At 67.9% G+C, this 13,152-nt stretch carries 10 protein-coding genes; 2 read left to right on the top strand and 8 right to left on the bottom strand.

What is annotated here, in order from left to right; genetic code table 11:
* Positions 1-40 precede the first annotated feature (40 nt).
* From ABQE44_RS05955 to ABQE44_RS05945, 3 genes are read right to left on the bottom strand one after another with little or no spacing between them, the layout of a single operon-like run.
* On the bottom strand, positions 41-535 hold the full coding sequence (locus ABQE44_RS05955; protein ID WP_448393122.1) for a DUF6912 family protein: 495 nt from the start codon (positions 533-535) through the stop codon (positions 41-43).
* Positions 536-544: 9 nt separating this feature from the next.
* Complete coding sequence (locus ABQE44_RS05950; RefSeq protein WP_448393121.1) at positions 545-2,281, bottom strand: BCCT family transporter; 1,737 nt, start codon at positions 2,279-2,281, stop codon at positions 545-547.
* 60 nt (positions 2,282-2,341) lie between these two features.
* Positions 2,342-3,751 (bottom strand): WS/DGAT/MGAT family O-acyltransferase, encoded by a 1,410-nt coding sequence (locus ABQE44_RS05945; RefSeq protein ID WP_448428715.1) that lies wholly within the window; start codon positions 3,749-3,751, stop codon positions 2,342-2,344.
* Between the two features lie 383 nt (positions 3,752-4,134).
* On the opposite strand from ABQE44_RS05945, the gene ABQE44_RS05940 reads away from it, so the two are divergent.
* Positions 4,135-4,506, top strand: coding sequence for an Rv3235 family protein (locus ABQE44_RS05940; protein ID WP_448428713.1), 372 nt, complete (start codon positions 4,135-4,137; stop codon positions 4,504-4,506).
* A 42-nt stretch (positions 4,507-4,548) separates the two neighbouring features.
* The gene (locus ABQE44_RS05935; protein WP_448393118.1) at positions 4,549-5,016 is read left to right on the top strand and encodes an SRPBCC family protein; all 468 of its coding nucleotides are present in this window, start codon (positions 4,549-4,551) and stop codon (positions 5,014-5,016) included.
* On the opposite strand, the gene secA is transcribed toward ABQE44_RS05935, so the two are convergent.
* From secA to mtrB, 5 genes are all read right to left on the bottom strand, one after another.
* Positions 5,013-7,919 carry a preprotein translocase subunit SecA gene (secA, locus tag ABQE44_RS05930; RefSeq protein WP_448393117.1) on the bottom strand — a complete coding sequence of 969 codons (2,907 nt, stop codon included), beginning with the start codon at positions 7,917-7,919 and terminating at the stop codon, positions 5,013-5,015. The genes ABQE44_RS05935 and secA overlap by 4 nt on opposite strands.
* 99 nt (positions 7,920-8,018) lie before the next feature.
* The gene (hpf, locus tag ABQE44_RS05925) at positions 8,019-8,681 is read right to left on the bottom strand and encodes a ribosome hibernation-promoting factor, HPF/YfiA family (protein WP_448393116.1); all 663 of its coding nucleotides are present in this window, start codon (positions 8,679-8,681) and stop codon (positions 8,019-8,021) included.
* 300 nt (positions 8,682-8,981) lie between these two features.
* Positions 8,982-9,611: a ComF family protein gene (locus ABQE44_RS05920; protein ID WP_448393115.1), complete on the bottom strand. Its 630-nt coding sequence runs from the start codon at positions 9,609-9,611 to the stop codon at positions 8,982-8,984.
* A 110-nt stretch (positions 9,612-9,721) separates the two neighbouring features.
* Positions 9,722-11,479, bottom strand: a complete 1,758-nt coding sequence (gene lpqB / locus ABQE44_RS05915; RefSeq protein WP_448428710.1) for an MtrAB system accessory lipoprotein LpqB — start codon at positions 11,477-11,479, stop codon at positions 9,722-9,724.
* A complete protein-coding gene (mtrB, locus tag ABQE44_RS05910; RefSeq protein ID WP_448428796.1) occupies positions 11,476-13,131 on the bottom strand; it encodes an MtrAB system histidine kinase MtrB in 1,656 nt (551 codons plus the stop codon). Before mtrB ends, lpqB begins: the two co-directional genes overlap by 4 nt.
* Positions 13,132-13,152: the final 21 nt, after the last annotated feature.

The raw sequence follows: 13,152 nt of genomic DNA, 5'->3' as shown, positions 1-13,152 counted from the left end.
CGAATCGCCTGCAGAAGCGCAGTCTCGACGACCAAAGACGCTAGAGCAGTTCGAGCAGGAACGGCAGTTCCTGGGGCGCGTACCAGGCCAGATCGTGGTCCTGGGCGTCGCCGACGATGAAGTCGGCGTCTTCGTCACCGAGGTCCGCGGCGTCGACGGCGTCGATCGCCGCGCGCACCGCATCCTCGGCGTCAGCGTTGTCGACGTAGGCGGCGATGACGTCAGCCAGCCCGACCGGGCCGGCCAACCGCACCACCGCGTCGTCGAGGTCGGGGCGGGCCGTCACGTCGTCGACCTCGGCGACCAGCACGGCCCGCCGCGGCGGCAGCTCACCGGTGTGATCGCCGAGCAATCTCAGCGACGCCAGCGCCGCCTCGCGCAACGCCACATCGGCCAGCTCGTCGTCGTCGCCGTGCGAGTAGGCCTCCCGCAGCGTGGGCGTCACCGCGAACGCCGTGCCGCTGCGCGCGTGCAGCATCTCGTCGGCGACGAGCTGCTGCAACATGGCGAGGGTCGCCGGGACGTAGACGCGCACCTGGTGAGGTTATCCGCTGTCGGCCGACGGGTCTTTTTCCACCGAGATGACGAAATCGTCACCGTGCTGGGTGACGCCGGAGATCACGGCGTCGTTGACCGCTTCCATGGCGTAGCGACGGCGCAGCATCATCGGATCCCTGCGCAGATCCTTGACCAGCGCGACCGCCAACCCGATCATCACCACGACAAACGGCACCGCCGCGATGATCGTGATCGACTGCAGACCGTTGAGGGCGTCGGCGCCGCCCACCAGCAGCATCACGGCGGCGACCGCACCGGTCGCGACACCCCAGAAGATGACGGTGGGCCGGGTCGGTTTGATCGTGCCGCGTTCAGACAGTGAGCCCATCACGACCGATGCGGCGTCGGCCCCGGACACGAAGAAGATCGCCACCAACACCATCACCAGGATGCTGGTGACCGTCGCCCACGGGAACTGCTCGAGGGTGCCGAACAACTGCTCCTCGAGGCTGCCCTCACCGGCCAGGTCGACACCCGACTGCTGCTGTCTGATCGCGGCGCCGCCCAGCACGCAGAACCACACCAGCGACACCACGCTCGGCACGAACAGCACACCGGCGACGAACTGTCGGATGGTGCGGCCGCGCGAGATGCGGGCGATGAACATGCCGACGAACGGCGTCCACGAGATCCACCACGCCCAGTAGAAGACCGTCCACGACTGCAGCCAGGTGTTGACGGCGGCGCCCTCGGCTCCGGTGCGCGCTGACATCATCGCCAGGTCCTGCAGGTAGCTACCGACCGAGGTGGGCACCAGGTTCAACATGAAGATCGTCGGCCCGACGACGAACAGGAACAGCGCGAGGATCAGCGCCAGCACCATGTTGATGTTGGACAGCCACTGGATGCCCTTGGCCACCCCCGACACCGCTGACAACACGAACCCGCACGTCAGTACCGCGATGATGAGGATCAGCAGCGCGTTGCCGATCTGGCCGATCCCGGAGACGATCTGCAGCCCGCTGCGGATCTGCAGGGCGCCCAACCCCAGGGAGGCAGCCGATCCGAACAGCGTGGCAAAGATCGCCAGCATGTCGATCACCTTGCCCCAACTGCCGTTGGCGCGTGATCCGAGCAGCGGTTCGAAGGCCGAGCTGATCAGCTGCAACCGCCCCTTGCGGTAGACGCCGTAGGCGATCGCCAGACCGACAACGGCATAGATCGCCCACGGGTGCAGTGTCCAGTGGAACAACGTGGTGGCCATCGCGTTCTGCACGGCCTCGGGGTTGCCTTCCGGGCCGGTGCCCGGCGGTGGCGTCACGAAGTGCGACAGCGGCTCGCTGACGCCGAAGAACATCAGGCCGATGCCCATACCGGCGGAGAACATCATCGCGATCCACGACACGGTGCGGAATTCCGGACCCTCGTCGTCGCGGCCCAGCGGGATGTTGCCGTATCGGCTGACCGCCAGCCACAGCACGAACAGCACGAAGCCGGAGGCCGTGAGCACGAACAGCCAGCCGGTGGTGTTCATCACCCAACTCAGGGCGCTATCGGAGGCGGTGGCCAGCGATTCGGTGTCCAGAAAACCCCACAGCAAAAAGCTGACCGCGATGACGGCGGTGACGCCGAAGACCACCCAGTCCACCCCTCGCGAGCGACGAAAAGCCGCTGACTCAACGGGCACGTCGAGCGCCGGGTGTGGCAGCACCTCGTCGGTCGGTGACCTCAGCGGTCCGCCGGCGGGGTCGGCGGGTTTGCTTCGCTCTGAGCTTGTAGTCATCGCCGGACCATTCGACCGCGTAGCGGCCACGAAATCAAATGCCCTGGTGACCGACGGTGTTTACTGCGCGGCTTCCCGCAGCTCGTCGAGGGCCTCCGAAAGCAGCGACGGCAACACGCCGACGTCGCTCATCGCGTCACGATCGGCGTTGATGCCGTAATAGACCATGCCGTTGTAGGACGTCACCCCGATGGCCAGCACCTGGTTGTGCAGCAACGGCGGCACCGCGTAGGTCTCGAGGAGTTTGGCGCCCGCGATGTACATCTGGCTCTGCGCGCCGGGCACGTTGGTGATGAGCAGATTGAACTGCCGCGCCGAAAAGCTGGTCGCCACCCGAGTTCCCATGGCGTGCAACGTCGGTGGCGCGAACCCGGACAGCGTGACGATGGTTCTGGCGTCGACCAGGCTGGCCGCGGTCGGATGCGACTCGGTGGCGTGCGCGATCTGCGACAGCCGGATCACCGCATTGCCCTCCCCCACCGGAAGATCCACCAGAAACGGCGATACCTCGCTGATCGCCTGGCCCGGGCCGCTGGTGTCGAGGTCGGCGTCGGGATACACCGACATCGGCGCCATCGCCCGTACCGTGGTGGACGTGGTCACCGGCTCACCGCGCGACATCAACCAGTTGCGCAGCGCACCGGCGACGACCGCGAGCACCACGTCGTTGACGTCGCAGTCGTAGCGGGCCCGCACCAACCGGTAGTCCTCCAGCTTGCCGCGAGCCACGGTGATGCGCCGGTTGCGTGAAACCGTGGTGTTCAGCGGGCTACTCGGCGCGTTACCGCGCGCGACGGTGCGCGCCACGTCGACGAATCGGCGGCCCACCGCCACCCACTGGCCGGCGTTGGTGGCGACATCGGCCACCGTCGAGCGCACCGTGCGGAGTTGCTCGGCGGGGCGGGTGATCCACTCGCCCACCGCGCCCAGCAGGAGTTGGCGGTCGCTGGGTTCACGGGCCGGGATCCAAATGTCCTCGCCGAACTCGGGCGGTTTCTGCGTGCGGTCGGCGATGACGTGGCCGATCTCCAGCGCCGTCATCCCATTCACCAGCGCCTGATGAGATTTGGTGTAAATCGCGATGCGGTTCTTGCCCAGCCCCTCGATGAGGTACATCTCCCACAGTGGCCGGGATTTGTCCAACGGCCGCGAGCCCAGCCGGGCGATGAGCTCGTGGAGTTGCTCGTCGTTGCCCGGCGACGGCAACGCCGAGCGACGGATGTGGTAGGTGATGTCGAAGTCGCGGTCGTCGACCCATACCGGCCGGGCCAACCCCAGCGTCACCTCGCGGACCTTCTGGCGGTACCGCGGGATCTGGGGCAGCCGTCGTTCGACCGTCGCGAGCAGCGTTTCATAGCTCAGCCCGCTGCGTGGCCTGCGCAGAATCGCCAGCGACCCGACATACATGGGCGTCGAACTGTTCTCAAATTGGAAGAAGGCCGCGTCCGACGCCGACAACCGTGTCACCATCGCGGCGCCGCCCCTCCTCTGATGTCTGTGCGGTCAGCCGCGAGACGGCCAATGTGGCTTGCCGCGGCGAGTATCGGATGCCCGCAACGTTATCCGGACGTCCGGCCTTATCGCATCACTGGTGCGTAGAGCCCGCTGTGAACCGTGCGAGCATGGAGGGGTCTGCGACTCTCCCGCCGATGTGTCCTGTTCGTCGACCGCTGGAGAGTCTGAGGGTGACAACCGCTTCCACACCGTCCGTCGGCGCCCCACCCGCGTTGGTGTCGCCCGTCATTGACTACGAGCCACCACCGGCCGGCCAACCCGCCTGTGTTTCACCCGGCCATCAAACGCTGCGCCGCCACCCAACACGACGGCTACGCGCAACGTCTGGTGCCGAAAAATTGTGTGAAACCGTCCCGCCGCGCGCCGCGGTCGTCTTCGCCGACGCGGCGTTGCGCCGAGTGCTCGAGATCATCGACCGCCGCCGACCCGTCGCACAACTTCGCCCGATCCTGGCGCCGGAACTGATCGACATCGTGATCGCCATGGTGAGGTCGTCGCCCAGCGCCACCCGCCACGACGAACGCCGCACCGCAGCCACACTGCAGCGGGTCCGGCTGCGCATGGTCGACGATGCTTGTTCGGCTGGATCCGGGGCCCCGGCCGCCGAGGTGTTCGGTACCTACACCCGCGGACGGCGGGTGCGTGCCCTGGCTGCGCGGATCGCGTTGACAGCGGACCGGTGGCGCATAGTCGCCATTCAGATCGGGTGAGCCCGATAGGGTTTTTGCGACGCCGAGCAGGAGGGACCGCGGGTGCAGGGAAACGTCGTCAGTGTGCAGCGCGTCATCCGGGCGCCGGCCGAGTCGATCTTCGCGTTGGTCGCCGACGCCGGCAGGCATTCCAGCTTCGACGGCTCCGGCACCGTCGACCACTCGGCTCAGAAGTCCCAGCCGTTGTCGCTTGGCTCGAAGTTCGGCATGTCGATGCGCAGCCGCCCCGAGTCGCTGTTCCTTCCGTACCGCACCACCAACACCGTCGTCGAGTTCGAACCCGACCGCCGCATCGCGTGGAAGACCACCATCGGGCCGGGCGGGCTGATCGGCGGGCGGATCTGGCGCTATGAACTCGAGCCAGTCGACGGTGGCACCCTGGTGCGCGAGAGCTGGGACGTCTCCGAAGACCGGCAACGGCCGATGCTCAAGCTGGGTTCGATGCCCAGGCAGGCCGAGGACGGGATGCGCGCCACGCTGGAGCGCATCGCCGCCCTCGTGGAGCCCTAACGCCTGCGCGCGGCCTTGCTCGCGCGGGCCTGCTTACGCGCGGCCTCACGGCGCTCGCGACGGGTTCCGCCGCCGGCCGCATGCCGTGCGCCGCCGCCCCCTCCGCCCGAACGCTGCACCTGCGCGGAACCGTCCTCCGACGGTCCGGTGTAGGTCAGCGGTGGTGAGTCGTTGTCGATTCCCTTGGCGCGCAACGCCGCCGGCTGAGCCGGCGCTCCAGCTCCCGCCGGCTGAGCCGGCGCTCCAGCTCCCGCCGGCTGAGCCGGCGCTCCAGCTCCCGCCGGCGCGGGGCGTTCCTTGGTGGCGACCGCACCTTCCTCGGTGGCCTTCGCGGCGGCGGCCGCGGCGAACTCGGCCAGCCCGGTCGGTGCGGCGACGGGCGCGACCGCAGGGGCCGGGGCCGCTTCGACCTGAACGTTGAACAGGAAGCCGACCGACTCTTCCTTCAGGCCCTCGAGCATCCCGACGAACATGTCGTAGCCCTCGCGCTGGTATTCGACCAGCGGGTCGCGCTGGGCCATTGCCCGCAGCCCGATGCCTTCCTTGAGGTAGTCCATCTCGTAGAGGTGCTCGCGCCATTTGCGGTCGAGGACGTTGAGCAACACGTTGCGCTCGAGTTGGCGCATCGCGCCCTCACCGGCGATCTCCTCGATCTGCTTTTCGCGTTCGGCGTAGGCGCGTTCGGCGTCGGCGACCAACGCGTCCAGCAGTTCCTCGCGGGTCAGCTCGCCGGGCTCCCCGATGGCCTCGGAGTCCAGGAGGTCGTGGTGGTCGATGCCCACCGGGTAGAGCTGACGCAACGCGGTCCACAGTTGCTCGAGATCCCAGTCCTCCGAATAGCCTTCGGCGGTCGCGCCGTCGACGTAGGCGGTGACCACATCGACGAGCATCTTGTGCGCCTGCTCGGCGAGGTTCTCGCCTTCCAGGATGCGGCGACGCTCGTCGTAGATGACGACGCGCTGCTGGTTCATCACCTCGTCGTACTTGAGGACGTTCTTGCGGACCTCGAAGTTCTGCTGCTCGACCTGGGTCTGCGCGCTCTTGATCGCGCGCGTGACCATCTTGGCCTCGATCGGCACATCGTCGGGCAGGTTCAGCCGGGTGAGCAGGCTTTCCAGCGTCGCGCCGTTGAACCGCCGCATCAGCTCGTCGCCGAGCGAGAGGTAGAACCGCGATTCGCCCGGATCGCCCTGGCGGCCGGAGCGGCCGCGCAGCTGGTTGTCGATGCGCCGCGACTCGTGCCGTTCGGTGCCCAGCACGTACAGCCCGCCGGCCGCGATGACGTCCTCCGCCTCCTGCGCGGCTTCGGCCTTCATCTGCGGCAACATCTCGTGCCAGGCCTTCTCGTACTCATCGGGCGTCTCCACCGGATCCAGACCGCGTTCGCGAAGCCGCTTGTCGGTCAGAAAGTCCGGGTTACCGCCAAGCACGATGTCGGTGCCGCGGCCGGCCATGTTGGTCGCGACGGTGATCGCGCCGCGCCGGCCGGCCTCGGCGATGATCGACGCTTCCTGTTCGTGGTACTTGGCGTTGAGCACATTGTGCGGGATGCGGCGCTTCTGGAACTGCCGCGACAGGTACTCGGAGCGCTCCACGCTGGTGGTGCCGATCAGGACCGGTTGACCTTTTTCGTAGCGCTCGGCGACGTCGTCGACGACCGCGATGTACTTGGCCTCTTCGGTCTTGTAGATCAGATCGGACTGGTCTTCGCGCACCATCGGCTTGTTGGTCGGGATGGGCACCACGCCGAGCTTGTAGATCTCGTGCAGCTCGGCCGCCTCGGTCTGGGCGGTACCGGTCATGCCGGCCAGCTTGTCGTAGAGCCGGAAGTAGTTCTGCAGCGTGATAGTGGCCAGTGTCTGGTTCTCGGCCTTGATCTCGACATGCTCCTTGGCCTCGATGGCCTGATGCATGCCCTCGTTGTAGCGGCGGCCGGTGAGCACGCGACCGGTGAACTCGTCGACGATCACCACTTCGCCGTCGCGCACGATGTAGTCCTTGTCGCGCTGGAACAGCTCCTTGGCCTTGATCGCGTTGTTGAGGTAACTCACCAGGGGCGAGTTGGCGGCCTCGTAGAGGTTGTCGATGCCGAGCTGATCCTCGACGAACTCGACGCCGATTTCGTGCACGCCGACGGTGCGCTTGCGGATGTCGACCTCGTAGTGCACGTCCTTTTCCATCAGCGGGGCCAACCGGGCGAACTCGGTGTACCAGTTCGACGCGCCGTCGGCCGGGCCCGAGATGATCAGCGGGGTGCGGGCCTCGTCGATGAGGATCGAGTCGACCTCGTCGACGATGGCGTAGTTGTGGCCGCGCTGCACCAGGTCGGCCAGCGAGTGCGCCATGTTGTCGCGCAGGTAGTCGAACCCGAACTCGTTGTTCGTGCCGTAGGTGATGTCGGCGGCGTAGGACACCCGCCGCTCATCGGGCGTCAGGCCGGACAGGATGACGCCGACGTCCAGACCGAGGAACCGGTGCACCCGGCCCATCCACTCCGCGTCACGTTTGGCGAGATAGTCGTTGACGGTGACGATGTGCACACCCTTGCCACCCACCGCGTTGAGGTAGGCGGGCAGCACCGCGGTCAGCGTCTTACCTTCACCGGTCTTCATCTCGGCGACGTTGCCGAAGTGCAGTGCCGCACCGCCCATCACCTGGACGTCGAAGTGCCGCTGCCCCAGCACCCGCCACGAGGCCTCCCGCGCGACGGCGAACGCCTCGGGCAGCAGATCGTCGAGGTCAGCGCCGTCGGCGACGCGCTTCTTGAACTCGTCGGTCTTGGCCCGCAGTTCGGCGTCGGAAAGCTTCGCGACGTCGTCGGACAGGGTGTTGACATAGTCAGCCACCTTCTTGAGGCGCTTGACCATGCGGCCTTCGCCGAGACGCAGCAACTTATCCAGCACGCGGTATCCCCTGTTGGTCGGAGTTTTGAGCCCTACCCATGTTAGGGGAGATGTGGACGCGGTCGACCGAACTGCGCCGGGCCAGGCAAAACAGCAGGCTCAGGCCAGTCGGATCAACCCGTAGTCGTAGGCGTGGCGACGATATACGACGCATGGCCTATCGCTTTCCTTGTCGTGAAACAGGAAGAAGTCGTGGCCCACGAGCTCCATCTGGGACAGCGCGTCATCGACGGTCATCGGCGTGGCCGGATGCTCCTTGATCCGCACGATTCGGCCGGGCTCGTAACCGTCGAGCGGCGCCGGTTCGGGTTCGGAAGTCCTCGGCAGCGGCGGCAGCGGTTGCGCCGCGGTGGCTTCGGCGACCGAGAGCGGCCGCTTGTCGCCGTAGTGGATCTTGCGCCGGTCGTTGGCGCGGCGCAGTCGTTCCTCGAGCTTGTCCACCGCGGACTCCATCGCGGCGTAGAAGCTGTCCGCGCAGGCTTCGGCGCGCACCACCGGGCCGCGACCGCGCGCGGTGATCTCGACGTGTTGACAGTTCTTGCGCTGGCGCCGGTTTCGTTCGTGGTCGAGCTCGACGTCGAACAGGTAGATGGTGCGGTCGAGCCGCTCCAGGCGGCGCAGCTTCTCTGATACGTAGACGCGGAAGTGGTCGGGGATCTCGACGTTGCGGCCCTTGAGGACGACCTCGGCGCGGGTTTCGGCTTCGGTCTGCTCGGGCTCGACGACCATCGGTTGTGCTGAATCGACGGATTGGGTTGACATGCTAGGCAACTCGTTTCTCTTCACGTCCGCACGCGGCTGCGTGCCCGGGTTGTCTGGATTCGCGCCGACGTGGCTTGCATGTCTCGCCGCTCGCCGGTGCAAGGTGTCGTCTACTCACCTCCTACCGCTTGGGGCGATGCTGGCGCCTCATGCTGGGCGCCGCCGTGAGCATTCACGGGTGGTTGATGCCGACGGTAGCCGTGTTCACCCGGGAGTGCCACCGATTTGGTCCACGTGTTGACGGTTCGTCACATTCCTTTGATCTGCGGGAAATTGCCATCGGCGTCACTGCCGCCGCGTTCAGGCGTTGGCGACGGCGAGGACGGCCACGACGCGGGCGGTATCGGCATGCAGGACGCGCACGGACTCGGCGGCGGTGGCGCCGGTGGTGACGATGTCGTCGACGAGCAGCACCTCGCCTGCGACGGCGCGCACGGCCTTCACGCGCCCGGCGATGTTGCGTTCACGGTCGGCGCCGGACAGGCCGACGGAGTCCACGACGAACGCTCGGGTCCGCAGCGCCTCGGTGACGGTGATCCCCGACAATTGCGCCGTCGCGGCCCGCGCCATCCGGGCGACCGGGTCACCACCGCGGCGGCGGGCCGCCCACCGCCGGGTCGGCGCCGGCACCACGGTCACCGGGGTGTCGACGACGCCCCAGGTGAGCAGCCGCACGAGCCCGGTCCGCAGCGCGGCGGCGAGCGGGGCGATGAGATCGGCTCGGCCGTGTTCCTTGACCGCGACGATGGCCTCCCGGCGTGCGCCCGCGTAGCGGCCCAGCGAAAGCACCGGCACGCCCGGATCGAGCCGCGGCGTGATCAGGTGCGGTTGGTCGGCTTTGACCTGCAGCGCGTTGGCGCACGTGTCACACCACCGCGTCGAGGGCGCACCGCAGCCGCCGCACTGCAGCGGCAGGACCAGGTCGAGCATGTGCCCAGTGTCCCCGCCGACGGTGACATCTGCGCCCAGTGTTGGCTCGACACACGCCTAGGCCGCCGAATGCGTGACGGTAACCCACGTTCGGCGAAAAAGGGCAGGTGTCAGCCCGGCAGCACCGGCTCGGCGCCGGGCACCATCAGCGGCGCGACGTCGGCCCATGCCAGGTTGTTCTCCCCCGCCGTCCCGACCAGCTGGTGCACACCGCCTCCATCGGCCACATACACCGACGACGGGCTGGCCGCGACGGTGGTGACCGGCAGGACCAGGTTGTTGCTCGGCCCGTCGGAGTTCACGCCGTCGAGGTTCACGTAGGAGACCGGATGCTGCGGATCGGTGCGGGTGACGACGATGTCGTCGCCGGTGCGCCACGACAACGACACCACGGTGTCCCCGAGCCCGAAGCCCAGCCGGCGTGGATGGGTCAGCGCGTAGCCGCCGTCGGCGGTCTGCTCGACGCCGACCAGGATCACTCGGCCTTCGACGACCATGGCGGCGCGGGTGCCGTCACGCGACAGCTGCAGCTCGGTGATCGCGCCGGGGAACCTCGTCGACACCTGGGTGGAGTCCACGGGGATGCGGGCCGGCTGCCCCGAGGGGTCCTGGATGACGCGAAGGATCGTGTTGTCGTCGACCACCACCCATATCGCGTTGTCCAGCGACCAGCTGGGTCGCGTCAGGCTTCGGGCGTCCAGCAGCGGCGACGCGTTACCGCCGAGCGGGCCGACCCACAGCGACGACGCCATGTCCGGCGCGCCGGGCCGCAGCGTGACGACCGACGCGACGTCCTGCCCGCTGCGCGACACCGCTGCCCCGGTCTGGTTCGGCATCTGCCCGAAGGAACCGGGCACCCGCGGGGCGCGTTGACCGGCGAGAGCCACCAACGATCCGCCGACCAACGCATGCAGGCCCGCTGCCGCCCCGGACGCGGCCCCCGGATCGGTCGCCGCGACGTCCGTGGTTTCCCAGCCGTCGGCGAACCGGTCGTCCAGCGCGGCGCCGTCGGCGTTGATCACGTACGGGCCGTTGATGCCGGCCCGGGATAGCGTCCAAATGATTTGCGCGGCAAGCAGTTGGCGACTGTGCGGGTCGGTGGTCGACAGGTTCTCCAGATCGATCCGCGCACCGCCGTAGCCGCGGCCGACGCCGGTCTTGCCGCCGTCGGCGCGGGTCACCGGGCCGCGCAGCTTCAACGGCGGACCGAGCAGGTTGCGCACAGTGTTCGACATCTCCGGACGCGGTCCGGCGATCAGCTTGCTGACCAGTTCGGTGGCCAGCTGATCGGGATCGGACACCGCGACGTAGCGCGGATCGGGCACCACCGTGGTTCCGGTCGGGTCGGCGAAGTACAGCGTGTAGCGCTTGTAGGTGGCCTGAAACTGTTGCCAGTCAAGGAAAACACCGTTCGGCAGCTTGTCGATACGCCAGCCGTCCGGGGTCTTGACCAGCTCGATGGGGCCGGGGTCGGGCAGCGCACCCTCACCTGTCTCGAAAACCCCCATGTCCGAGAGCGACCCGAGGATGTCGGCGCGCATGGTCACCGAAACCCGTTCGGGGCCGCGGGTCTCGACGAACACTACGTTGTCGATCAGCAACGCACTGCCGGCGTCATCCCAACCGCGCGAAGCGGATTCGGTGAGGAACTGGCGCGCCGCCAAATGCCGGTTGGCGGGATCGGCGGTGGCCTTGAGGAACTCGCGCAGCAGTATGTCCGGGTCCATACCGGGGGTGGGTTTGGGCAGGCTCGGCGGTGCGGGCCGGTCGACGGTGCCGATGGCCTGCGGCGCCGACGAACTCGGCACACCCGCGCAGCCCGTCAACACCAAGGCCAGCAGCCACACGGCCGCCAGCGCGCGTCTCACACCTTCTCCTGTGCAGGTTGTTGATCCCGGGTGTTGGGCGGCGGGCTTTCGGGCTCAATGGGTTTCATCGGCAGCGGGCTCGTGGTCACCTTGTGGCCCCGCACCAGCGGCAGCGTGAGCCGGAAGCAGGCACCGTTGCCGGGTTCGCCCCACGCCTCCAGCCGGCCCTGGTGCAGCCGGGCGTCTTCGATGCTGATCGCCAGCCCGAGGCCGGTTCCGCCGGAGCGCCGCACCCGGGAGGGATCCGAACGCCAGAAGCGGCTGAACACCAGCTTCTCCTCGCCCGGGCGCAGGCCGACACCGAAGTCGCGAACGGTGACCGCGACGGTGTCCTCGTCGGCGGCCATCCTGATCCGCACCGGTTTCTGCTCGGCGTGGTCGATCGCGTTGGCGATCAGGTTACGCAGAATGCGTTCCACCCGCCGCGGGTCGACTTCGGCGATCACCTCATCGGTCGGCATGTCGACGATGAGCTCGATACCGGCGTCGGCGGCGAGGTGGCCGACGTTGTCCAACGCGCTTTGCACCGTGGAGCGCAGATCCACTGACTCGACTGACAGTTCGGCCACGCCGGCGTCGTGTCGCGAGATCTCCAGCAGGTCGTTGAGCAGGGTTTCGAACCGGTCCAACTCGCTGACCATCAACTCGATCGAGCGCCGCAGCGCCGGATCGAGGTCGTCGCTGTGGTCGTGGATCAGATCGGCAGCCATGCGCACCGTCGTCAACGGGGTGCGCAACTCGTGGCTGACGTCGGAGGTGAACCGCCGCTGCAGGTTGCCGAACTCCTCCAGTTGGGTGATCTGGCGCGACAGGCTTTCGGCCATGTCGTTGAACGACACCGCCAGCCGGGCCATGTCGTCCTCGCCGCGCACCGGCATCCGCTCGGTGAGATGGCCCTCGGCGAACCGCTCGGCGATCCGCGACGCCGACCGCACCGGAAGCACAATCTGACGGGCCACCACCAGCGCGATCACGGCCAGCAGACCGAGCAGCACGACCCCGCCGGTGGCCATCGTGCCGCGCACCAGCGTGATGGTGGACTCCTCGTTGTTCAGCGGAAAAATCAGGTACAGCTCGAGGTTGGCCACCGGCGACGACGTCGGGGTGCCGATGATCAGCGCGGGCCCGGAGAACGTGTCGGTGCGCACCGTGGCGTACTGGTAGCTGACCTGCCCGGCCTTGACGAACTCCCGCAGCGCATCGGGCACCTGCTGCACCGGTCCGGCCGCCGTCGCCGCGCGGGGCCCGTCGCCGGGCACCACCAGCACGGCGTCGAAGGCGCCCGCGAGCCCCGGCCCGGTGTCCGCGGTACGGTCGATCAGCGTGTTGCGGGCCAACTGCAGGCTGCTGTCCAGCGAGCGGGTCTCCTCGCCGCCGACGATTCCGCTCACGGTGCTGCGGGCACGGTCGATCTCCTCGGTGCCCGCACGCACTTTGACTTCGAGGATGCGGTCAGTGATTTGGCTGGTCAGCACGAAACCCAGCACCAAGATGACGGCCAGCGACAACCCGAGCGTCAGGGTCACCACGCGCAGCTGCAACGAACGGCGCCACGCCAGCCCCAGCGCACGTCCCAGCGCCGCAACCCCACGAACCAGCGGTGCCGACGGCCCCCAGCGTCCCCGAATGCGCCGCCTGGAGCTAAAGATCACGGCCACCGCCGAGGGTTATGG

It is taken from the genome of Mycolicibacterium sp. XJ2546, assembly GCF_053483195.1.
This window is presented reverse-complemented; position numbering and strand designations above follow the sequence as displayed.